Raw genomic sequence first — 21797 nt, 5'->3', positions numbered from 1 at the left:
CGCCAGCCTCGCAGAAGACGCCTTGGATTCACCGGTACTTTACGGAACAAGTTTTCGTCCGTGGTGGGTCGCGTGCCCATCCAGTTCGTACGCCACGCGGATCAGCGGAACGTGCGTGAACGCCTGGGGGAAATTGCCCAGCTGGCGGCGGGCGAGGGGGTCGTACTCCTCGGCCAGGAGGCCGAGGTCGTTGCGCAGGAGCAGGAGGCGTTCGAAGAGCCGGCGGGCGTCGTCCTCGCGGCCGGTCAGGAGCAGGGCGTCCGCGAGCCAGAAGGAACAGGCGAGGAAGGCCCCCTCGCCGCCGGTGAGGCCGTCGGGGGCCTCGGCCCCGCCCGTGCCACCGGCTCCACCGGGACCCGTCGAATAGCGGCTGACCAGGCCGTCGTCGGTCGCGAGTTCGCGTTCCACGGCGGCGACCGTCCCGATCACGCGCGGATCGTCCGGCGGCAGGAAGCCGGTCCCCGGGATGAGCAGCAGCGCGGCGTCGAGCGCGCGGGAGCCGTAGGACTGGGTGAAGGTGGCGCGGGCCGGGTCGAAGCCGCGCTCGCAGACCTCCCGGCGGATACGGTCCCGGACCTCGCGCCAGTGCGCGACGGGCCCCGGGCGCCCGTGCTCCTCGGCCAGGCGGACCGCCCGGTCGAAGGCCACCCAGCACATGACCTTGGAGTGGACGTGGTGACGGGGTTCGCCGCGTGTCTCCCACAGGCCCTGGTCGGGGCGGGTCCACACCTCCTCCAGATGGTCGAGCAGGGTCTGCTGGAGCGAGAGGAGATGCCGTTCGGGGCGCAGTCCGCAGCGCAGGGTGAGGGCGAGGGTCTCCATCAGCTCGCCCGGTACGTCGAGCTGCTGCTGGGCCGCGGCGCCGTTGCCGATCCGTACCGGGCGGGAGTTCTCGTACCCGGCGAGCCAGTCGGCCGTCCACTCGGTCAGCCGGCGTTCGCCGCCGATGCCGTACATGATCTGGATGTCATTGGGCCGGCCCGCCACCGCCCGTTCCAGCCAGCCGCGCCAGGCCTGTGCCTCGGCGGTGAAACCGCTGCGAAGCAGGGCTTCCAGGGTCATGCCGGCGTCGCGCAGCCAGCAGTAGCGGTAGTCCCAGTTGCGGACGCCGCCGGGCTCTTCGGGGAGTGAGGTGGTGGGGGCGGCGACGATGCCGCCGGTCGGCTCGTAGGTGAGGGCCTTGAGGGTGATGAGCGAACGGACGACCGCGTCACGGTAGGTGCCGTCGTACGAGAAGGGGCGCAGCCACTGCTTCCAGTACTCCTCGGTGCGGCGCAGCGCGTCGAAGGGGTCCACCGGATCGGGGGCGGGCAGGTGGGAGGGCTGCCAGGTCAGGACCGAGGGGATCCGTTCGCCGGCGGTGACCGTGAAGTCGGCGGTGTGGGTCTCGCCCTGTCCGGTCAGCGCGACGGGCGTGGTCAGCCAGACCGACTCCGGGCCCGCGATGCCCGTCAGCTGCCCGTCCACGCGGTGCATCCAGGGCACGACGCTCCCGTACTCGAAGCGCAGCCGCAGGTCCATGCGCAGGTCGACCGTGCCGGAGTGGCCCTCGACGATGCGTACGACGCTGGGGGCGCCGTCGCGGCGCGGCATGAAGTCGACGACGGTGGCCCGGCCGGTGGCGGTCTCCCACTCGGTCTCCAGGACGAGGGAGTCGCCGCGGTAGCGGCGGCGGACCGTCACCCCCTCGTCGGTGTCCGCGTCCGGCGGGGCGATCAGCCAGCGGCCGTTGTTCTCGTCGCCCAGCAGCGCCGCGAAACAGGCGGGCGAGTCGAAGCGCGGCAGGCACAGCCAGTCGAGGCTGCCGTCGCGCCCGACGAGGGCGGCGGTGAGCAGGTCTCCGACGAGGGCGTAGTCCTCGATCCTTCCCGGCATGGTGCAAGTGTCCGCGCGGCGAGGGGCGGGGGCATCTCGAACGGGCGGATTGCCTCACCCGGTCGGACCGGTGCGCTGGTGGGCGCTACCGGCGGGTGGTGCGGTGGGGTGGAGATCCCGCGCCCGCAGAAGCCGTAGGAGGCATTCCGCGATGACCCGTCCGCCCGGCCCGCCCGCCCCATCACGCCCGCTCCGCCTCTCCCGTCGTCGTACGGCCCTCGCTCTCGTCCCGGCCCTGGCGGCGGCCGCGCTGCTGACGACGGCCGGGTGCTCGGCCGGCGACGGTGCCGGTTCCGGGGCGGCGGCGGAGGGTGACGCGGCGGTCTCCGCGTCGCCCGTGGCCGTGCAGGCCCCGTCGCCGTCCCCCTCGGTCACGGTCGCTCCCACGCTCACCGAGGCGCAGGTGAAGTCGGCGCTGATCTCCGACAAGGACCTGGGCAAGAGCTGGGCGCCGACCCAGGGAGGGGCGACCTGGCGGGACGCGCTGCTCAAGGGCAAGACGGACATCGCCGACTGCCAGCGGCTGCTCGACGGCCTGTACGCGGAGGACCTGCTGGGCGAGCCGGCCGGGGCCCGCGCGGTCAGGGGCCTGGACGACACCGACGACGGAGCGCAGGTGCGCTACCAGGTCGGGGCGTACGACCGGGCCGCGCTGGACGCGTCGCTGGCCTGGCTGAAGGCCGTACCGGGGAAGTGCGGCCAGTTCACGGCCACGGACGTCAGGGGCGGGGAGCTGACGGTCCAGGTCGTCGCCGCGCCCCTGCCCGGCGTGGGCGAGGCGCGCGAGAGCCTGCGCCTGAAGGTGTACGGCGAGTCGGGCGGCTCGTCCGCCGTACTCACCCTGGACTTCGCCGCCGTACGAGTCGGTGACAGTGCTCTCTCCCTCACCAACGGCGGCCTCGACGGCGTCTCCGCCAACTCCACCCGGCAGGCCGCCCAGCTCGGCACGCAACGCCTCCAGGACGTACTGGCCGGAAAGAAGCCGGCGGCCCGGCCGGGGAACGAGGAGGGCTGAGCCTTCGGGCCTTCGAGCCTGCGGGGGAGCGTGCTCAGCCCCCGCCGTCCCCGGCCGTCCCTCGCCATACCTGGTCGTCCCCGGCCGTACCTGGTCGTACCTGGTCGTCCCTAGTCGGCGAGGTATCGCTCGACCGGTCCCAGGGTGAGCAATCCGCTGCCCGCGCCCGCGAGTTCGGCGGCGGCCGGGCGCAGGCGGGTGCGGGCGCGTTCCAGTACGGTCCGGTCGCCGAGGCGGAGTGCGGCTTCGGCCTCCAGTGCGCAGTAGGCCTCGTACAGGAGGTCGTGCGGAGGCTCCCGGAGGGCGCGCAGGGCGGTACGGGCCTCGGTGTGACGGCCCTCGGCGATCAGGGTGAACGGCTCGGCCCAGGGGAGGTGGGGGCCCCAGTCCGCCCGGGGGTCCGGGTCCGGTGGGAGCCCGTGGGCCAGGCGCAGGCAGAGGAGCGCGAGCGGGAGGAGGCCGCGTTCCAGGCCGGGCATGCCGGCGCCGTCGAGGCGGGCCGCGGCGGCGAGGCAGGCGGTCTCGGCCCGGGCGGGCTGTCCGGTCGCGCTGAGCCGCAAAGCTCCGTACCACTCGGTGAAGACGCCCACCAGCGGCAGTTCGTGGCGTTCGGCGAGGCGGTCCGCGGCGGCCGCGTGGGTGTCCGCGGCAGCGAAGTCGGCGAGGGCGGCGCGGGCCTGGAGGCGGATGAGGTGGCCGAGGACCTCGTAGGTCACCAGTCCGTGGCGCGCGGCCAGTTCGACGAGTTCCGCGCCGGTCGCGTCCCGTCGTGGGGCGAGGCCCGCCCGGGTGAAGGACTGCATGAACGTGCCGTTGAGGGCGAAGGCCAGCAGCGCGGGGTCGTCGAGGCTGCGGGCGAGCGCCTCGGCCTCGCGGGCGGCCTCGGGGCCGCGCGGCCCGGTCGCTCCGCGGGTCTCCAGGGCGACGGTGGAGAGCAGGCGGCAGCGGGCCGTGTCGTGCGGGCCCGTCGGCAGCGCGGTGAGCGTGCGTTCCGCCACGGCGACGATGTGCCGGGCCGCCGCCGGGTCGTCGGCGCGGGTCCAGATCGCCGGGACGTCGTACGCGCCGATGACCCGGGCCGTCAGTTCCGGGTCCGCGAACTCCTCGGCCGCGGTGACCGCCGCCGTGCGGTGGCGGCGGGCCTCCGCCAGGCCGTCGCCGCCTGTGACCGCGAGGTTCCGGATCAGGCCGACGGTGGATTCGAGGCGGGCGCGGGCGCCTCCGGCGACTGTGCGGTCGTAGGCCTTGGCGGCCTGTGTCCACAGCTGGGCTGTTGTGGGTTGTGTGGTGGCTGCGGATGCGTGGGGGCTGGTCGCGCGGTTCCCCGCGCCCCTGGGTGGGTGGGGCCGGGCGGGGTCATGCTGCGGAGCCCCGCCGGGTCGCAGGTCCAGGGCCGGGGCCTGGGTGAGGATGTCCGATTCCAGGTGGCGCAGGCGTGGGCCCGGGTCTACTCCCAGTTGGTCGACCAGGACTTCTCGGGCCCGGCGGAGTACGGCCAGGGCGTCGCCCTGGCGGTGTTGGCGGTAGAGGGCCAGGGCCAGCAGGCGCCAGGCGTCCTCGCGCCAGGGGTGGTCGGTGAGGTGGGCGTCGAGGTCGGGGACCGCGTCGGCGGGGCGGCCGAGGGCGAGGTGGGCCTCGGCGCGCCGTTCCACGGCCTGGAGACGGAGTTCGGCCAGGCGGGCGCGTTCGCCGCGGGACCAGTCCTCGTCCGCGAACTCGGCGTAGGCGGGGCCCCGCCACCATCCGAGGGCCTCCTCCAGGGTGGAGAGGGCCCCCGGGGCGGGCAGGCCGGCCGCGGTGGCGAGGGCCGTCTCGAAGCGCCACGCGTCCACGGTGTCCGGCTCGGTCCGCAGCGCGTATCCGGGCCCGTCGGTGACCAGCAGCCGGGCGGGCGCCCGCGGCGGACGCTCCGGCTCCAGGACGCGGCGCAGCGCGGCCACGAACGTCTGGACGGCCCCCACGGCGCCGGGCGGCGGATCCGCCCACAGGTCCTCGACCAGCCGGGCGACGGGTACGACCCTGCGGCGGGCCACGATCAGCCGGGCCAGCACGGCCCGGTGCCGCGGCCCCTTCAACGCGAGCGGGCCCCCGCTGTCAACGGCGGCGACCGTAGGCCCGAGCACCCCGAACACAACCCGCACCATCCCGACCGCCGACCTCTCCTCTCCACGCATTCCCAGGCCACGGTACGCCGCCCCGCCCACACCACCCGGCTGCTGACCACGCACTGATTCACACCCACCAGGCTCGAACCAGGGCCGTGACACATGCGGCTCCGCCCCACCCACCCCAGGGGCGCGGGGAACTGCGCGACAAGCCCCCACCGGGCCCGCGCCCGACACACCACGACCGGCCCCACCCCCAGGGGCGCGGGGAACTGCGCAACCAGCCCCCACGCACCCGCGGACAACACACCTCCGAAAGGCCCCCATGCCCTCCAAGCCCCCGGCAATCCCCGGCTTCGCCGAACACCGCGTCCCGGTCACCGACAACGTCACCCTCAACGCCGCCATCGGCGGCACCGGCACCCCCGTAGTCCTCCTGCACGGCTTCCCGCAGACCCACCTGATGTGGCGCCACGTGGCGCCGGAACTCGCCGCCGAGCACACCGTCATCTGCCCCGACCTGCGCGGCTACGGAGCCAGCGACAAGCCGGCCGACCCCGACGGAACGGCGTACTCGAAGCGCACGATGGCCGCCGACGTGATCGCGCTCGCCAAGGCACTGGGGCACGAACGGTTCGCGCTGGTCGGCCACGACCGTGGCGCCCTCGTGGCGATCCGGGCCGGTCTCGACCACCCGGACACGGTCACCCACCTCGCCTCGCTGGACGTCCTGCCGACGCTCGACATGTGGGAGGTGATGCGCGGAACGTCGGCCGCGGTCGGCTTCCACCTCTACCTCATGGCCCAACCGCCCGGCCTGCCCGAGCAGTTGATCGGGGCGAGCCCCGACGCCTTCTTCGGTCACTTCCTCGACGTCTGGACGCGCGACCCGGCGGCCGTGCCGCCCGAGATCCGCGCCGCCTACCTGGCGGCGTCCCGCGCGGCCGTCCCGTCGATCGTCGCCGACTACCGTGCCTCCGCCGGCATCGACGTCGCGCACGACCGGGCCGACCGCGAGGCCGGCCGCCGGCTGCGGATGCCGGTGACGGTCCTCCAGCAGGACTGGGGCACGGCCCTCGGTTTCGACGCCGCCGAGCTGTGGTCCGCGTGGGCACCCGACCTGCGTCATACGACCGTCTCCTGCGGCCACTTCATGGCGGAGGAGGCTCCCGACGAGGTGGTCAAGGCCGTACGGGACCTGCTGACCCGGTGAGATCCAGGGCGCTCCGGGGCCCTCCGGGAGGGGCCGTCGCGGTGGACGCAGGGAGCTGTCGACCACATCATGGTTAGGTTAGCCTGCCCTAATGAAGCCAGTCCCCTCTGTCCCGAACCGTGTCTCCCGTCGGCGCCTGCTCGCGGCCGGCGGCGCCCTCGCCCTCGGCCCCCTGCTCGCCGCCTGCGGTGACGGCACCGACGACGGCGACGGGTCCGCACGGTCGGCCGGGAACGGCGCGGGCGGCGCCGGCCCCTGGTCCTTCAAGGACGACCGCGGACGGACGGCCAGGACCGACAGCGAGCCGAAGACACTCGTCGCGTTCGTCAGCACGGCCGCGGCGCTCCACGACTACGGCATCGAGTGCAAGGGCGTCTTCGGCCCCACCGAGCCGATCGACGGCAAGCCCAATCCACAGGCCGGCGACATGGACGTGTCCAAGCTGACCAGCCTCGGCACGGCATGGGGCCAGTTCAACGTCGAGAAGTACGCGGCCCTCAAGCCCGACCTGCTGATCAGCAACATGTTCCCGGCGCCCGACCTCTGGTACGTCCCCGAGGAGAGCCGTAAGAAGATCGAGGCCGTCGCGCCCTCCGTCGGCATCAGCATCGCCAGGACCTCGCTCCTCGACCCCCTGCGCCGGACCGCCGAACTCGCCGAGTCCCTCGGTGCGGACCTGAACGCCAAGAAGGTCACCGACGCGAAGGCCCGCTTCGACAAGGCCTCCGAGACCCTCCGCGAGGCCGCCGAGGGGAGCGGCGGGCTGAAGGTCATGGCGATGACGGGGGACGCCGACCAGATGTACGTGGCCGTCCCCGACTCGTACAGCGATCTCAACTACTTCAAGGACCTGGGCGTGGAGTTCGTCGAGGGGAAGAAGTCCGACGAGTGGGGCTTCTGGGAGTTCCTCAGCTGGGAGAACGCCAACAGGCACCACGCCGATCTCATCATGATCGACAACCGCTCCACCGCCCTCCCGCCCAAGGACCTGTCCAAGAAGCCCACCTGGCGGCAGCTGCCCGCGGTCGAGGCCGGGCAGACCACGCCGTGGTCGATGGAGGAGCGGTTCAGCTACGCCGGTTTCGCTCCGGTGATCGAACAGCTCGCCGCGGCGGTGAAGAAGTCGAAGCGGCTGGACACGTAGGTACGCCGTAGTACTTCGCAGTACTCCACAGCACTCCGCGGGAAGGGAGCAGCCGGTCATGGACAAGCGCACGCCCCAACTCGGCGACGTCCAGGAGACGTTGCTCATCCCCCTCTACGCCCGTGCGGTCGAGACGCGCAAACCGCGCGGCATGCTCAGGGATCCGCGGGCCGTGGAGATGGTCGACGCCCTGGACTACGACTTCTCCCGCTTCGACGGCGCGAAGAGCCTGCTCGGGGCGAACCTGCGCACACTGCTCTTCGACCTGTGGGTACGGGAGTTCCTGGAGCGGCACCCGTCGGGCACGGTCGTGGAGATCGGCACGGGCCTCAACACCCGCTTCGAGCGGCTCGACAACGGCACGGTCCACTGGTTCGACCTCGACCTGCCCGATGTGATCGCGCTGCGGCGGGGCTTCTTCGAGGACACGGACCGCCGTCGCATGCTCGCCGTCTCGGTCACCGACCCGGGCTGGATGGACGAGGTGCGGCGCAGCAGCCCCGGGCCGTACTTCCTGGCCGCCGAGGCGGTGTTGATCTATCTGGAGGAGGAGCTGGTCCGTTCGGTCTTCCGGCAGATCGCCGAGCGGCTGCCCGGGGCCCGCCTCGCCCTGGAGACCGCGGCGTCCCACATGGTCGACACCCAGGACAGCCACGACGTACTCGCCAAGGTGGCCGCCCGTATGCGCTGGAGCTGCGACGACCCAGGTGCCCTGGAACACTGGCAGCCCGGTCTCAGCCTGACGGACTCCTGCACCCTGGCCCATCTGCCGGCCCCGGTGGCGCGCCGACTCGCCCTCCCCCACCGCCTCCTGCTCCGGCTCATGGCCACGATCCGCCGCCGGGACATCGAGGCGTACCGCTTCAACCTGTTCCGGTTCGCGGCGGAGTGACGGGGCTCGTTCAGCGATCCGGCTCGGGGCGTTGCCGTGCCCTCCGGGGGCGGATCCGTGCGGCCAGGACCGCGACGTCGTCCTGGGCGCGGTGGACGTCGAGGCGGTCGAGGACCTGTTCCAGGAAGGGTTCGATGTCGGACTCGGGGCGCAGCCGGAGGGCGGCCAGCCGGGCCAGGGAGGCGTCGATGTCCTCCTCGCGCCGCTCGACCAGGCCGTCCGTGAACATCAACAGGGTCTCGTCGGGGGCGAGTTCGTGGATGCCGAGCTCGTAGCCGCCCACGCCGGTGCCCAGCGGGGGTCCCACGGGGACGTCGAGCAGGGTTCCGGTGCCGTCGCCCGCGAACACGGCCGGAGGCAGATGGCCCGCGCTGGCGAGCGCGGCCGTCCCGCGGGCCGGGTCGATACGGGCGAGCAGGCAGGTGGCCGGCCGGCGCGTGCCGTCCTCGGAGACGGCGGCGTCGAGTTGGCGCAGCACACGGTGCGGGGGCAGATCGGCGGAGGCGACGTACCGGAGCATCGAGCGGTACGCGTTCATGTCGACCGCGGCGTCCAGGCCGTGCCCCATCACGTCGCCCATGACCAGCAGGGTGCGGCCGTAGTGCAGCCGTACGGTCTCGAACCAGTCGCCGCCGACGAGGGTGCCGCCGCCGACGGGCAGATAGCGGGTGGCGAGGTCGAGGTTCGGATGCGGGCGGCCGGGTTCGGCGAGGAGGGCGCGCTGGAGCTTCATCGCGGTGCTGTGGACGGCGGTGTGGCGGCGGGCGTGTCCGATGTGGACGGCGGCCAGGCGGGCCGCGTAGTGCATCGCGCTGGTCTCGTGGTCGGCGAAGGGGCGCCCGGTGCGGACCGCCAGCAGCACCCCGTACAGGCGGCCGTGCGCGAGCATCGGCACCGAGATCGAGCGACGGGGCACTCCGCCCGACATGTCGTCCGTCGTGGTGATCGGGTGCCCCTCGTCCAGGGCCCGTACCGTCAGGGACGGCTCCCCGTCGTGGGCCTCCAGCAGTTCCGGCGGCCCCGCCGACGCGGCCCGGGTCAGCGCCGGACCGTTCGCGGGCCGCGTCGCCGGCACGTCCTCGCCCAGCAGGTCCACGGCGACGGCCTCGCAGCCGTGCCGCCCCAGGAATCCGACCAGTTCGGCGCAGGTGGTCCGCTCGTCGAGGGTGGTCCCGATCGACTCGACGGCCTCCTCGACCAGCCCGACCGGTGCCGGCACCCCCTCACCAGGCCGCTCCACCAACCCACCTCCGCCGCGCTGTGCCCGTACGCCGGTACGCCCGTCGACGCACCCAGGCAGCCATACCACCAGCTTTCGGGGCGCGTCGGTCGCTGGCGCGCGGCGGCGGGGCACACCGGGACGGTGTACCGGGTCCCCGCAACGCGCCACCGCTCGACCCCGAGCGGGAACGAGTGGCGCCCGTGCGCCACGGTCCAGCGGCCGTTCTCCTTGCGCAGGCCAAGGTCATCGGGTGACCGGGCGTGCGGGGGGAGTAGTCGCAAGTGGCTGGGGGTGGTCCTTCAGGTGAAGCGTGCGCGAGGATGGGGTTATGACCGCGGCCCATCGCGCCATGGCTCTCCTTGAGACCTGGCCGAACCTGGTAAGTGGCCCGCCCCGGTGCACCGTTGGGCATGCCTTCGCTTCGGCGGGACACGAGATCGTCCACTTCCACTCCGACGACTCCGCCGACCTCTATCTCACCCGCACGGCCGTCGAGCGCCTGCTCCCCCAGTTCGCGCACGCCACCGCGATCAGGGTCCGCCCCGGCGCCTCCTGGATCACCGTGCTCCTCGACTGCGACGCCGACGTCCAGCTCCTGCTGGGCCTCGTGAGCGTCGCGCTGAAGGAGCACGGAGCGGTCACGCCCCGCCGTCCGTCACCACCGTGCGACTGGGAGCGGCCGCCGGTGGTCCCCGGACCACGCCCGGGAGCGGCCCGTCGCATGGTGGACCGCCTCATGCCGCACGCCCACTGACCGGGCGGATCAGCCCGGCCGCCGACCGACCCGGACACCGGCCGACACAGGCGCCAAGGCCCCTCACTCGGCCGGCTGTTCCGTCGGCGTGCGCAGCCCCGCCGTCCACTTCTCCTCGATCCGGCCGACCCGCCACACCACCAGCGCGAGGGCCCAGGCGGCGACGAAGAGCCCCACGATCACGAACCCGACGACGTTCAGGTCGACGCCGGCCACCCGGTCCCAGAACACGCCGTGCAGGGAGAACCGTTCGGCGAGCAGCCCGAGGAGTTCCACGGTCCCGATGAGGAGCGCGACCGCGACCGAGAGGCCGGTGACGGTGAGGTTGTAGTAGACCTTCCGTACGGGCTTGGAGAAGGCCCAGCCGTACGCGAAGTTCATGAACGACCCGTCGATCGTGTCGAGCAGCGACATGCCCGCCGCGAACAACACGGGCAGGCACAGGATCGCGTACCACGGCAGTCCGGAGGCGGCCCCGGATCCGGCGAGCACCAGCAGCGCGACCTCCGTGGCGGTGTCGAAGCCGAGCCCGAACAGCAGCCCCAGCGGGTACATCTGCCACGGCTTGGTGATCGACTTCATGACGCGGCCCAGCAGCCGGTTCATGAAACCGCGGTTGTTCAGCTGGTCCTCCAGCGCCGCCTCGTCGAAGTGCCCGTGCCGCATCTGCCGGAAGACCTTCCAGATCCCGGCGAGGACGACGAGGTTGACGGCGGCGATGACGTACAGGAAGACCCCGGAGACCGTCGTGCCGATGAGCCCCGTGACGCTGTGGAGGGCGGAGCCGTCGTCCCGTACCGGCCCGGCGACCGCCTTCACCCCCAGCGACAGCAGGAACGCGAGCGCGAACACGACGCTGGAGTGCCCCAGCGAGAACCAGAACCCGACCGACAGCGGCCGCTGCCCCTCGGCCATCAGCTTGCGGGTGGTGTTGTCGATCGCTGCGATGTGGTCCGCGTCGAAGGCGTGCCGCATGCCCAGCGTGTACGCGGTGACGCCGATGCCGATCCCGAAGGACTTCGTGCCGATGCTGTAGTGCTCGGGCGCCACGATCGCGACGAGCGTGAACCAGCCGATGACGTGCAGCGCCACGATGAAGGCGGCCATCCCGCCGACCCGGACCCACTCCTCCCGGTTCAGGGAGGCACGCCAGGAGGAGAGGGTGGTCATGGGGGTTCGCCTTGCCTTACGTCCGGTGGAGCTGCCTCCCCACCCTCACCGCGGGGCCACCGCACCTGCAACTAATGCGCAGTAAAGGACAGACCAGGTCTTCGCCAGGTCCGCGCGCCTCAGGGTGCCGTGCCGCCGCGCACGGGCTGGGTCACGGGCGGGTTCACGGTCGGGGTCGCCTCCAAGGCGCCCGCCCCGGTCGGTGTCGGCTCCATGGCCCCCGTACCTGTACCCGTACCTCCGGGCGTCTCCTCCGGGGCCGCCCCCACCACCTCCACCACCGATCCCGGCTTCAGCGCCTCGTACAGCCACATCGCGTCGGCGCGCCGCAGGCCGATCACCCCGCCGGTGCGGTCGTAGTTGCCGGGCGCCTTCTCGTCCCAGGTGAGGGCGAGGAGGTAGTTCGTACGGTCGTCGGGGGCGCGCAGCCTCATCACCCAGGTCGCCTTGACGTCGTACCCGTTCCAGCCGGCCGAGTCGCCGGGCACCGTCGCCGCCTGGTACTTGGCGGTCACGGTCATCAGGCCGGTCGGCGTCGGTGTCTTGAGCGACCCGGAGGAGATGGGCAGGGTCCGTCCCTCGACGGACATCTCACGCCGGCCGAGATCGACGGTGGCGGCGACGGCCGCCGGACTGGCCTGGGCAGGGGCCTCCGCGGTGGCCGGCGGGGTGGGCGCGGTGTAGCTCGCCGCGGGCGGGGTGGCCCCTGCGTCCCGCCCACCCGTGAGGGCCACAGTCAGGACAAGCGCGAGGGCACCCGCGGCCGTGGCGCCGGCCGCGGCGAACGAGGCCTGCCGCCGGCGCCGGCGACGCCCCGCACGACGCCGGATCTCCGTGCCGGGAACCGGTACGGGCGTCTCGTGGTCGTGGGCCAACTCGCGCAGCGCGGTGGCCAGTTCGGTGCCTCCGGGACCGGCGTCGGGGCCGTCGAATCCGTGCGTGGTGCCGGGCGTGAGCTCATCGGACACGGTCGTCCTCCCTCTCACCCAGTTCGTCGGCCTCGCCGAGCCGCCGCGCCAGCGCCGCCCGGCCACGAGACAGCCGGGCCTTGACCGTCCCCACGGGCGCACCGGTCTCGGAGGCTACCTGCTCGACACTCAAGTCGCACAGATGGTGCAGAACGACAGCCATGCGCTGCGCTTCCGGCAGTTCCTTCAACGCCCCCACGAGCACGGCCCGTTCGGGCCCGGGACCGGGTGTGTGCTCGGGCGGCGGATTGCGGCGCACCAGTTCCAGCCAGCGACGCGCCCGCCGCCACCGGCTCACCGCGAGCCGCATCGCGACCGTACGGACCCACGCCTCGGGCGCCCCCTCGGCGAGGAACTCCCGCCGCCGGTCCCAGGCGCGGACGAACGCCTCCTGGACGACGTCCTGCGCCTCGCCGTGGTCCCCGGTGAAGGCGAAGAGCTGCCCGGTCAACCGGGGGAACGCCGCGGCGTAGAACCCGTCGAACTCCTCCTCGGTCATACCCCCCGCCCCGCCCCCTGCCGTATCCGTGGCCGCTGTCGTCGCAGTTGTCGTCGCAGCTATCGCAGTTGTCCTCGCCGTTGTCCTCGCCGCTGTCTTCGGATTCCTGTGCAACCCGGCTGCCTCCCCGATGCGTACAGGTCCCGTACGTCACAGACGTCTCAGAAGGCACGGAGGTTACGGACGCCGCGTACATCGAAGCACAAGCACCACGCAGGGCTGAGCCGGAGGGAGTGGCGCGCGGACAGCGCGCTCGACTGACCATGGACGACGAATTCACCGCCCGTGCCGGGGAGTACTGGCCCCGGCTGACGCGTACGGCCCTGCTGCTCACGGGGGACTCCGCCGACGCGGAGAGACTCGCGAGAGCGGCGCTCGCGGAGGTGTACGCGCGGCGGAGAACTCCCCGCGACGACGCGGAGTTCTACGTCCGTCGGGCTCTCGTACGGGGCTTTCTGCGCAGCCGGACACGGCCGTTCATCGGCTCCCGGCGCGCCCCGGAGCCGTACGCGTCCGGTCAACCCGACCCGCTCACCGAGGTGTTGGCGGCTCTCCCGCCCCGCCGCCGGGCCGTCGCCGTCCTGCACCACTGGGACGGTCTGAGCCATCGCGAGATCGCCGCGCTGCTCAACTCCTCGCGGGGCGCGGTCAAGGCACACGGCCGCCGGGCGCTGAAGGCCCTGCGCGCCCACCCGGCGTACGGCGAGCCGTCGCGCACCGGGCGCCGGTCCGTGCCCGGCCCCGCCCCGGTCCCCGGCATCCCGGCCGCCGTCATCCCGGCCGTCGAGGAGGCGGGCCGCACGCATCGGCGGAGCCGCCGCCGCACCACGGCCGTGCTCACCGCCGTCTGCGCCCTGCTGCTCGCGCCGCTGGTCCTGGGTGCCGTGCGTGGCACGGGCTCCGGCGACGGTGGGAACACAACTCCCGTCGCCAGGACGGCGGTTCGCGTCGTGACCGCCGGGGAGCGGGTCTCCGCCGCGCCCGGTGTCGAGCTGTGGCTCACCAAGGACGGCAAGCACTGGTCGACGCCGAAGGGGCCGAACCGGTTCCGGCCGGCCGCCAAGGGATCGGACCCCACCATCACCCTTGAGTCGGACCCGGCCCCGGGCACACGCCGCTTCCACTCCGGCGTCCTCCAGAGCTCCCGCGAACCGTCCCGCGTCGAACTCACCACCCCCGACGGCCGGTTCACGGCCCGGATCCTCACCCTGGCGGGCAGCCCCGGCTGGTCCGTCTGGTACGCCGACACCCAACTCCCGGACGAAAAGCGCCGGTTGAGCGAGATCACCGTGAAGGCCTACGACTCCGCCGGCAAGCTCCTCGCACAGACGGGCACCTCCTCATGAGCACCCGCCGCCGCGCCCCGCGGCCCCGCCTCCACACCCTGCGGACCTACCTCCGTACCCTGCGGACCTACCTCCGCCGCACCCGCACCCGCCGTCTGCGGCGCGCCCTGGCCACCCTCCTCGCCCTGTTCCTCACGGCCTGCGCCGCGCTCGTCGTCGCGTACCGCACGACCGGGATCCCCGACCCGCACCCGGAGACGGTCAGCCAGAGCACGGTCTTCGTGGACGCCGAGGGCGAGTACCTGGGCCGGCGCGGGCCTGTCGACCGCCAGGACATCTCCCTCAAGCAGGTGCCCCGGCACGTCCAGGACGCCGTGATCGCCGCGGAGAACCGCTCCTTCCGTACGGACTCGGGGGTCGCCCCTACCGCGATCCTGCGGGCGGCCATCGCGACCGTGACGGGCGGCGAGCGGCAGGGCGGCTCCACGATCACGCAGCAGTACGTGAAGAACGCCCTGCTGACACCGGAGCAGTCTCTGAGCCGCAAGGCACGCGAGGCGCTGATCGCCGTGAAGCTCGACCGCACACGGTCCAAGGACGACATCCTGGAGGGCTACCTCAACACGGTGTACTTCGGCCGCGGGGCAGCCGGTGTCGAATCGGCGGCGCGGAACTACTTCGGCGTGGGCGCAAAGGACTTGACGGTCTCCCAGGGCGCGGCGCTGGCGGGGATCGTCAACCTCCCCTCGTACTACGAGCGGGCCGGCGCCGACGCGAAGGTGACCGGGACACTGGAGCGCCGCTGGGCCTGGGTGCTGGACGCCATGGCGGACTCGGGCGCGATCAGCGACCGCGAGCGGACGGCCGCCCGCTTCCCGGCGTTCCGCTTCTATCCGCCGGGCGACACGGACGGCGGGCGTCAGTACCTGATCGACGCGGCGTCCGCCGAGGCCGCCGACCGGCTCGGCATCACGGAGGACCAGCTGGCGCGCGGCGGCTACAAGGTGCACACCACCTTCGACCTCGGTCTGCAGGACGAGACGGCGGAGCTGGTCCGCGACCGTACGCCCGCGGGCGTGAAGGGGGCGCGGCTGCACACCGCCGTCGTCGCGACCGTTCCCGGCGACGGCGCGGTCCGCGTGCTGTACGGCGGCGCGGACTACGCGCACCAGCCGTTCAACGACGCCGTCGACGGGGCGGTCGAGGCGGGCACGGCCACCGAACCGTTCACGTTCGCGGGCATCCGGCTGGGCGAGCCGCTGACCGACCTGCCGAAGGAAACGGCTCCGACGCCGATGCGCCTGAACTCCGCGTACGCGACCGTGGCCGCCGGGGGCACGTACGCGACGCCGTACACGGTCACGAAGATCACCCGTGGGGACCGTACGGTGCACACCGCGCGCCCGAAGACGCGTACCGCGATGGGCGAGAAGGAGGTCGCGGTGGTCACCGAGCTGATGCACGGCTCGCTCGGTCCGGACACTCCGGGCACTCCGGGCACTGCGGTCAAGCCGGTCGCGACGGGGGTCGGGGCCGCGTTCCTGCCGGTGACCAGCCATGCGGCGGGCGCGGGCAGCGGGCCCGGGGCGCGGACTGTCTGGCAGAGCGTGTACTCGCCGCGGCTCGCCCTCACCGTCGCCCTGTTCGCCGAGCGCGGGGGCAAGCCGGCCCGGGTCGCGGGGCTGACCGGCGAGTATCCGCCCGCCGAGCACGCGGCGCTGCAGGCGGGGGAGGTGTGGCGGCTGGCGGGTTCGCCCGGGACGGAGGGGCCTGCGGCGGAGGCTTGGCCGGGGGCCAAGTCCGAGGCCGATGCCGAGGCGGGAGCCAAGGCCGGAACCGTAGCCGGGACCGGTGCCGGAGCCAAGGGCGAGGGCACTGGTGACGGCAGGGGCACGGGCAAGGCCGACGTCACCCGGACGGGCCCGCCCGTTGGTGGGCAGGACGGGGGCGTGGTGCCGTGGGAGGGTGCCCGGTGACCAGGTCCAGCCCACCCCGCGCATCCTGCTCACCCAGGCGGAGCTGGCGGCGATCGCGAACGCGGTGGACCGTGCCGAAGGGGTGGGGGAGCACGCGGAGCGGCTGCTGGCGGAGCTGACCCTGGCCCGGCGGATCCTCGACGGCTGCCCGGCCGGTATCGCCGTCCTGGACCGGAGCCTGCGCTACCTCTACATCAACGACGCGCTGGCCCTCCTCAACGGTGTCCCGGCCGCCGACCACATCGGCCGCCGGCTGCCGGACGTCCTGCCGGACCTGGAGTCGTCGGAGCAACTGCTCGAACAGGTGCTGCGCACGGGGGTGCCGCAGGTCGTCACGGTGGGCGGGCAGACCCCGGCCGACGGGGCGGGGGACAACCGGTGGTGGCTGGGCGCCTACCACCGGCTGTCGACGTCGTCCGGCGAGATCCTCGGCGTGGCGGCCGTCGTCCTGGAGGTCACCGACGCGCTGCGCGGCCGCGAGCACCTCGTACGGGCGGGCAACCGGATGGCCCTGCTCGACGAGGCGAACCGCACCACCGGCGCGACACTCGACCTGCGCCAGGCCTGCCAGGCGCTCGCCGACCTGCTGGTCCCGCGCTTCGCGGACTACGCGGCGGTGGACGTGGTCGACCCGGAGGGCACGCCCCGGGTGCCGTCGGAGAACTATCCGCTGCGCCTGCGCCGCATCGCGCTGGCCACCACCCCGGACCTGGCGGAGGTGTCCTCGCCGCTCGGCCGTCTCGACGAGTTCGTGGTCCACCGGGCGGGCTCCCCCATGGCCCATGTCCTGGCCGACCGGCGCCCGCTGGTCCTCAGCCACCCCGACGACGAGGCCATGCGCCAGTTCTCGCCGTCACCCGAACGCAAGGAGCACCTGCTGCGGATGGGCGCGCACTCGGGGATCTACCTCCCGCTCGCGGTCCACGAGGAGCTGGTGGGCGCGGTGATGGTGTTCCGCTCCGGCGACTCCCCCCGGCTGACGGACACGGACACCGAGTTGCTGGGGGACCTCACCGACCGGGCCGCCACCGGCATCGCCCACGCGGTCCGCTACACGCGTGAACACGAGACGGCACTGGAGATGCAGCGCGCCTTCCTGAACGCGCCCACGGTGACGGGCCCCGGCGTGGAGACCCTGGGCCGCTACCTGCCGGCGGGCTCGGGGGCGGAGGTGGGCGGCGACTGGTTCGACACGCTTGCGCTCCCCCACGACCGCACGCTGCTGGTGGTGGGCGACGTCATGGGCCACGGAGTCCGCGCAGCGGCAGCAATGAGCGAGTACCGCTCGGTCCTGCGCACCCTGGCCATCCAGGGCAGCAGCCCCGACTTCATCCTGCTCCAGGCCGAACGCACCGCGCTGACCCTGGAGTTGGACCGGGTCGCGACCTGCCTCCTCGCCCTCCTCGACCCCCGCCGGGAACGCGCCACCTTCTCCAACGCGGGCCACATCCCCCCGCTCCTCGTCACCCCCGACGGCACCCGCACCCTCCTCAGCCTCCCCGTCGCCCCACCCCTGGGCGTGGGCCTCGGCTCCTTCGCGGCCACCACGGTCCCCCTCCCCCCGGGCTCCGTCCTCCTCCTGTGCACCGACGGCCTGGTCGAACGCCGAGACCGCGACATCGAAACAGGCCTCCACACCCTCGCCACCCTCCCCATCACCCCGACGGCCCCCCTCCCCACCCTCCTCGACACCGTCATCACCCACCTCGACCCCGCCGCCTCGGAGGACGACGTAGCCATCCTCCTGGCCCGCACCAAACCGACCCCGGACGAGCCGAACCAACTGGGGTGGTTACCACCGGGGTGGACGAAGCCCCGCCCAGGGGCGAAGCCCCTCTAGGGGCGCGGGGAACTGCGCGACCAGCCCCCACCGGCCGGCACCCCACACACAACCGGTCAACGCTTCTCGTACGGATCCGAAGGTGCCGGGACCCGTTTCACGGACGTGGCGTCCAGGACCGGGCGGGCCTCGTCTGAGCCCGGCTTGCCCGTCGGGTGCCAGGTTCCCGTTGCGGTCACCCACGCGTCGGCGGCGGGTGCGTCCGCGTCGCGGACTTCGACCTTCAGGGCCTGGGCGTCGGCGGCGCAGCAGGTGACGAGGAGCCTGGCGATGTACCAGGTGCCGTCGTCGTCGCGGGTCACGAAGCCGGTGAGGCGGACCGTGCGGTCCTTCATGGACGCCCCGGTGTCCCACTCCGCCCGGGAGGCGAACGCGCCGAGCGTCAGGTCGACGGGGTCCCCGGCGGGCAGTTCGGGGAAGGTGCCGGTGCCCTGGGCGGCGACCCTGTCCTCCTCGCGTCCGGCGCTGTACGAGCCGAGGGCGGGCGGCGGGAAGAGGAGGAGGGCGAGGGCGGGGGCGGTGAGGAGCCAGGCGATGCGCGGGTTGCGGGTGTGGTTGTGGTTGTGGTCGTGCCCGGCGGGGGCGTCTTGGCCATGCCCCGCGTGGGCGTCTTGGGCGTCTTCGTCGTGGACCTCGTGTTCGTCCTCGTCCTCGTCGCGGCGGATCATGCCCACCAGGCCCAGCACGACCAGTGCCACGCCCGAGACCACCAGGTACGGGCGCAGCCCTTCCTTCACGTAACGCAGGTACAGCTCGCTGAAGAGGGCGATCCGCAGCAGTGCGGCGCCGCACAGGATGAGCAGCACCCCCTGCGGACGCGGCCTCAGACGCGTACGCGGTCGGGTCGTCACAGCAGCCACCAGCCCACCACCCCACTGCTCACCACGGCCACCACCCACGTGACGGCCGAGAACCTCACCGCGAACGCCCGCCCGAAAGTCCCCGCCTGGAGGGCGATGAGCTTCAGGTCGACCATCGGACCGACGACCATGAAGGCGAGACGGGCGGTCGGCGAGAACCCGGTGAGTGAGGCGGCCACGAAGGCGTCCGCCTCGGAACAGACGCACAGCACGACGGCGAGGACGGCGAGCAGCAGGACGGAGAGCCAGGGCGAACCGGTGAACACGTCCAGCAGGGACCGCGGCACCAGGATGTTGAACGTCGCCGCGGCCGCCGCGCCCAGTACGAGAAAGCCTCCGGCGTGCAGGAAGTCGTGCTGAAGTCCGTCCCGGAAGCCCCGCCAGCCGCCCGGGCCAGCAGCCGTACCGGCTCCGGATCCGCCCTTGCGCCGGGCGGCCACCCCCGGCAGCCACTCCTCCTTGCCGAACCGCACCCACAGCCACCCCATCACCACCGCCGTGGCGAGCGAGGCGACGAACCGGGCGCCGACCATGGCCGGGTTCCCCGGGAAGGCGATGGAGGTGGCGACGAGCACCACCGGGTTGATGGCGGGGGCCGAGAGGAGAAAGGCCAGCGCCGCCGCCGGCGCGACCCCACGCCGCATCAGGCTGTCGGCCACGGGGACCGACGCGCACTCGCACCCGGGCAGCACGGCTCCGGCCGCCCCCGCGACGGGCACCGCGAGCGCCGGGTTCTTCGGCAGTACGCGTCTGAAGACCCGCTCCGGCACGAACGCCCCGATCGCCGCCGACACCACCGTGCCAAGGAGAAGGAAGGGAATACCCTGCACCGCGACCGCCGTGAACACGGTCCACCAGGCGGCCATGGCCGGCGTCGCGATGTCGAGCGCGACCATCGGCCCGAGTACGGACCCGACGGTGGCGATGACGACCAGCGCGACCCCGCCGACCACCACGTACACCAGCACCCGTGCCACGAGCCGTACCCCGTCGGCCACACCCCGCCGGTCCGCGACGACCCGGGCGCCGTCGGCCGCACCCTGCCGGTCCGCCGCGCCTCTTGTGTCCACGCCCCTTGTCTCCACGTGCCTTGCTTCCCGCCCCTGCCTCACCCGTCGTACGTTCGCGCAGGCTAACCGGTGGTTCTGTGCGGGGTCTGCGTTTTCGCCCGGAGCGGGCTGTCGGCCGAGCGGCACCGTCGGGCCGGGCGGGACTGTCGGGCCGGCCGTCGGAGGTGGTTGACCCTCGACCTTGTGCAGGGCCCAGAGTTCCGGATGTGGAGAGCGAGATGCGCAGTATCGGGGAGATGGCCCGGGACAGCGGGCTGGGTGTGAGTGCTCTGCGGTTCTACGACCGCGCCGGGGTGCTGGTCCCCGCCTGGGTGGATCCGGTGAGCAGCTACCGCTGGTACGGCCCCGAGCAGTGCGAGGAGGCCCGCCTGCTGACGCGGCTGCGCCGGGCCGGTATGCCGTTGCCGGACATCCGGCTGGTGCTGGCCGGCTGGTCGGGCGCGGACACCGACCTCGTACGGAAGCTGCTTCAGGCGCATCTGCGCCGCCTCGAACTGGGGTTGTCCGATGCCCGCAGCGAGTTCTCCGCGGTCCGAGCGCTACTCGAAGGCAGGGAGAAACCCATGACATCGCTCCGCACCGCCGCCGTCCGGCTGACCGTCCCCGCGGCCGAACTGGCCGCCGCGCTGGACGCCGTCCGCTTCGCCGCCGGTACCGACCCGGAGCTGCCGATGCTCGGCGGCATCCTGTTCGACATCGAGGGTGGGGCGCTTCGGGTCGTGGCCACCGACCGGTACCGGATGGCCGTCGCGCAGGCCCGCGCCACCGGGCACGACGGGGCCCGTGAACAGGTCATTGTGCCCGCCCCGCTCGCCGACGCGATGCGGGCGCTGCTGAGCGGTGAGGACGGCGAGGACGGCGGGGGGCCCGTCCGGCTCTCCGTGGACGGTGACCGCGTGACGCTGGAGGCCGGGGACCGGCAGGCGGCCGGGCAGTGCCTCGACCACGACTTCCCCGACTACCGTCGTCTCGTCCGCCTGCCGGCCGGGCGCCGCGCGGTCGTCGACGTACCGGCGTTCCGCGAGGCGCTGAAGACCGGGCCCGTCCGTACGAGCGAGACGCCCGGGCCGGACGGCACGCCCTGCGACCTCAGCGTGCTCAGGCCGGCGGCCGACGGCACGGTGACCGTCTGCGCGGACGGCGAGGAGGGGGGAGGGGGCGAAGAGGGCGACGCCGACCGGAACCATGTCGCCGTCAATCGCGAGTTCCTGCTGCACGCGCTCACCGCCGGGGCCCGCGACCGGCTGGTGCTGGAGTTCGGCGCTCCCACGGCTCCCCTGGCGATCCGCCGGCCCGACGCCGAGGACACCTTCTCGCTCCTGATGCCGGTGCGCCTGGACAACTAGCCCCTGTCCAGGGGATCCGCGGGCACACTGGCCGTTATGCCTCTCGCCCTGCATCACATCGTCATCGACGCCGCGATCTGCCCGGCCTGGCCCGGTTCTGGGCGGGGGCGCTGGGCTGGCAGATCCTGTCCGAGCGGGAGCGGGAGGTCGTGATCGGGCCGGACGAGACCGCGCCGGTGGGGATCTGCTTCATGCCGGTGACGGACCGCAAGGTCGTCAAGAACCGGCTGCACCTCGATCTCACGTCCGCCGCCGAGGACCGGGAGGCCGAGATCGAGCGCATCCTCGCCCTCGGCGCCCGCCGCATCCGACTCGCTCACCCTCAGCCGGTCCCGGATCGCCACCCCAGCTGGACCGGGCACCACGAACGGCGCCGCCAACTCCCGCAGCCGACGCACCCGTTCACCCCTACCTGGCCGAAGACCCCCGACACGGCACCCAACGAGTACCAGCCACAAAGGTCACCCATTCGACCCACAAACTCTCGTTCCCGTCCAGACGTAGAGAGCCCCGAGCACACCGCACGACAGAGCGAGGACGCCATCCGGCAGACAACTGGGCC

17 protein-coding genes and 1 pseudogene are annotated in these 21797 nt (G+C 73.1%); 10 read left to right on the top strand and 8 right to left on the bottom strand.

Annotation, left to right across the window (positions count from 1 at the left end; all coding sequences use genetic code 11):
* Positions 1-39: 39 nt before the first annotated feature.
* Complete coding sequence (locus OG718_RS29070) at positions 40-1875, bottom strand: glycoside hydrolase family 15 protein (RefSeq protein WP_328845569.1); 1836 nt, start codon at positions 1873-1875, stop codon at positions 40-42.
* 151 nt (positions 1876-2026) lie between these two features.
* On the opposite strand from OG718_RS29070, the gene OG718_RS29065 reads away from it, so the two are divergent.
* Complete coding sequence (locus OG718_RS29065; protein WP_328845568.1) at positions 2027-2890, top strand: hypothetical protein; 864 nt, start codon at positions 2027-2029, stop codon at positions 2888-2890.
* A 110-nt stretch (positions 2891-3000) separates the two neighbouring features.
* On the opposite strand, the gene OG718_RS29060 is transcribed toward OG718_RS29065, so the two are convergent.
* Positions 3001-5034: an AfsR/SARP family transcriptional regulator gene (locus OG718_RS29060; RefSeq protein WP_328847850.1), complete on the bottom strand. Its 2034-nt coding sequence runs from the start codon at positions 5032-5034 to the stop codon at positions 3001-3003.
* A 286-nt stretch (positions 5035-5320) separates the two neighbouring features.
* Between OG718_RS29060 and OG718_RS29055 the strand changes: the two genes are divergently transcribed.
* The 3 genes from OG718_RS29055 to OG718_RS29045 all read left to right on the top strand — a co-directional run bounded on the left by OG718_RS29055 (position 5321) and on the right by OG718_RS29045 (position 8244).
* Positions 5321-6208, top strand: a complete 888-nt coding sequence (locus OG718_RS29055; RefSeq protein ID WP_328845567.1) for an alpha/beta fold hydrolase — start codon at positions 5321-5323, stop codon at positions 6206-6208.
* A 91-nt stretch (positions 6209-6299) separates the two neighbouring features.
* The gene (locus OG718_RS29050; protein WP_328845566.1) at positions 6300-7352 is read left to right on the top strand and encodes an ABC transporter substrate-binding protein; all 1053 of its coding nucleotides are present in this window, start codon (positions 6300-6302) and stop codon (positions 7350-7352) included.
* Between the two features lie 58 nt (positions 7353-7410).
* A complete protein-coding gene (locus tag OG718_RS29045; protein ID WP_328845565.1) occupies positions 7411-8244 on the top strand; it encodes a class I SAM-dependent methyltransferase in 834 nt (277 codons plus the stop codon).
* 10 nt (positions 8245-8254) lie between these two features.
* On the opposite strand, the gene OG718_RS29040 is transcribed toward OG718_RS29045, so the two are convergent.
* Entirely contained in the window at positions 8255-9484 is a 1230-nt protein-coding gene (locus OG718_RS29040; RefSeq protein WP_328845564.1) for a PP2C family protein-serine/threonine phosphatase, read from the bottom strand.
* A 310-nt stretch (positions 9485-9794) separates the two neighbouring features.
* Between OG718_RS29040 and OG718_RS29035 the strand changes: the two genes are divergently transcribed.
* A complete protein-coding gene (locus tag OG718_RS29035) occupies positions 9795-10220 on the top strand; it encodes a luciferase domain-containing protein (protein WP_143641466.1) in 426 nt (141 codons plus the stop codon).
* Between the two features lie 63 nt (positions 10221-10283).
* Here OG718_RS29035 and OG718_RS29030 read toward each other — a convergent pair whose 3' ends face one another.
* The 3 genes from OG718_RS29030 to OG718_RS29020 form a co-directional block, all read right to left on the bottom strand.
* Positions 10284-11390 (bottom strand): HoxN/HupN/NixA family nickel/cobalt transporter, encoded by a 1107-nt coding sequence (locus OG718_RS29030; RefSeq protein WP_186001355.1) that lies wholly within the window; start codon positions 11388-11390, stop codon positions 10284-10286.
* Between the two features lie 119 nt (positions 11391-11509).
* Positions 11510-12358 carry a L,D-transpeptidase gene (locus OG718_RS29025; RefSeq protein WP_143641465.1) on the bottom strand — a complete coding sequence of 283 codons (849 nt, stop codon included), beginning with the start codon at positions 12356-12358 and terminating at the stop codon, positions 11510-11512.
* Positions 12348-12857, bottom strand: a complete 510-nt coding sequence (locus OG718_RS29020; RefSeq protein WP_143641464.1) for a SigE family RNA polymerase sigma factor — start codon at positions 12855-12857, stop codon at positions 12348-12350. The genes OG718_RS29025 and OG718_RS29020 overlap by 11 nt, the downstream gene beginning before the upstream one ends.
* A 263-nt stretch (positions 12858-13120) precedes the next feature.
* Between OG718_RS29020 and OG718_RS29015 the strand changes: the two genes are divergently transcribed.
* The 3 genes from OG718_RS29015 to OG718_RS29005 are packed head-to-tail and all read left to right on the top strand — an operon-like array spanning position 13121 to position 17959.
* Positions 13121-14203, top strand: coding sequence for a sigma factor-like helix-turn-helix DNA-binding protein (locus OG718_RS29015; protein ID WP_328845563.1), 1083 nt, complete (start codon positions 13121-13123; stop codon positions 14201-14203).
* Positions 14200-16119 (top strand): transglycosylase domain-containing protein, encoded by a 1920-nt coding sequence (locus OG718_RS29010; protein WP_328845562.1) that lies wholly within the window; start codon positions 14200-14202, stop codon positions 16117-16119. Before OG718_RS29015 ends, OG718_RS29010 begins: the two co-directional genes overlap by 4 nt.
* The gene (locus tag OG718_RS29005) at positions 16109-17959 is read left to right on the top strand and encodes a SpoIIE family protein phosphatase (RefSeq protein WP_328845561.1); all 1851 of its coding nucleotides are present in this window, start codon (positions 16109-16111) and stop codon (positions 17957-17959) included. The genes OG718_RS29010 and OG718_RS29005 overlap by 11 nt, the downstream gene beginning before the upstream one ends.
* A 56-nt stretch (positions 17960-18015) precedes the next feature.
* Here the strand turns inward: OG718_RS29005 and OG718_RS29000 are convergent, their stop codons facing one another.
* Both OG718_RS29000 and OG718_RS28995 read right to left on the bottom strand, forming a co-directional pair.
* On the bottom strand, positions 18016-18810 hold the full coding sequence (locus tag OG718_RS29000; protein ID WP_328845560.1) for a TIGR03943 family putative permease subunit: 795 nt from the start codon (positions 18808-18810) through the stop codon (positions 18016-18018).
* On the bottom strand, positions 18807-19817 hold the full coding sequence (locus OG718_RS28995; protein ID WP_328847849.1) for a permease: 1011 nt from the start codon (positions 19815-19817) through the stop codon (positions 18807-18809). Before OG718_RS28995 ends, OG718_RS29000 begins: the two co-directional genes overlap by 4 nt.
* 290 nt (positions 19818-20107) lie before the next feature.
* Between OG718_RS28995 and OG718_RS28990 the strand changes: the two genes are divergently transcribed.
* Complete coding sequence (locus tag OG718_RS28990) at positions 20108-21235, top strand: DNA polymerase III subunit beta family protein (protein WP_328845559.1); 1128 nt, start codon at positions 20108-20110, stop codon at positions 21233-21235.
* 36 nt (positions 21236-21271) lie between these two features.
* Positions 21272-21543, top strand: a pseudogene (locus OG718_RS28985) (VOC family protein); the annotation flags it as partial.
* Between the last annotated feature and the right edge of the window lie 254 nt (positions 21544-21797).

Origin of the sequence: Streptomyces sp. NBC_00258 (assembly GCF_036182465.1) — a bacterium.
In the GTDB taxonomy this organism is placed as follows: Bacteria; Actinomycetota; Actinomycetes; order Streptomycetales; family Streptomycetaceae; genus Streptomyces.
The sequence above is the reverse complement of the archived record's forward strand: the minus strand, read 5'-3'. Positions and strand labels throughout refer to the sequence as shown.

Bases quoted from the DNA above. Each gene is read 5' to 3' on its own strand.
- OG718_RS29035 (WP_143641466.1), top strand. From the start codon at position 9,795: ATGACCGCGGCCCATCGCGCCATGGCTCTCCTTGAGACCTGGCCGAAC.
- OG718_RS29010 (WP_328845562.1), top strand. From the start codon at position 14,200: ATGAGCACCCGCCGCCGCGCCCCGCGGCCCCGCCTCCACACCCTGCGG.
- OG718_RS29060 (WP_328847850.1), bottom strand. From the start codon at position 5,034: ATGGTGCGGGTTGTGTTCGGGGTGCTCGGGCCTACGGTCGCCGCCGTT.
- OG718_RS29070 (WP_328845569.1), bottom strand. From the start codon at position 1,875: ATGCCGGGAAGGATCGAGGACTACGCCCTCGTCGGAGACCTGCTCACC.
- OG718_RS29030 (WP_186001355.1), bottom strand. From the start codon at position 11,390: ATGACCACCCTCTCCTCCTGGCGTGCCTCCCTGAACCGGGAGGAGTGG.
- OG718_RS29050 (WP_328845566.1), top strand. From the start codon at position 6,300: ATGAAGCCAGTCCCCTCTGTCCCGAACCGTGTCTCCCGTCGGCGCCTG.
- OG718_RS29015 (WP_328845563.1), top strand. From the start codon at position 13,121: ATGGACGACGAATTCACCGCCCGTGCCGGGGAGTACTGGCCCCGGCTG.
- OG718_RS29020 (WP_143641464.1), bottom strand. From the start codon at position 12,857: ATGACCGAGGAGGAGTTCGACGGGTTCTACGCCGCGGCGTTCCCCCGG.
- OG718_RS29065 (WP_328845568.1), top strand. From the start codon at position 2,027: ATGACCCGTCCGCCCGGCCCGCCCGCCCCATCACGCCCGCTCCGCCTC.
- OG718_RS29045 (WP_328845565.1), top strand. From the start codon at position 7,411: ATGGACAAGCGCACGCCCCAACTCGGCGACGTCCAGGAGACGTTGCTC.
- OG718_RS28990 (WP_328845559.1), top strand. From the start codon at position 20,108: ATGCGCAGTATCGGGGAGATGGCCCGGGACAGCGGGCTGGGTGTGAGT.
- OG718_RS29055 (WP_328845567.1), top strand. From the start codon at position 5,321: ATGCCCTCCAAGCCCCCGGCAATCCCCGGCTTCGCCGAACACCGCGTC.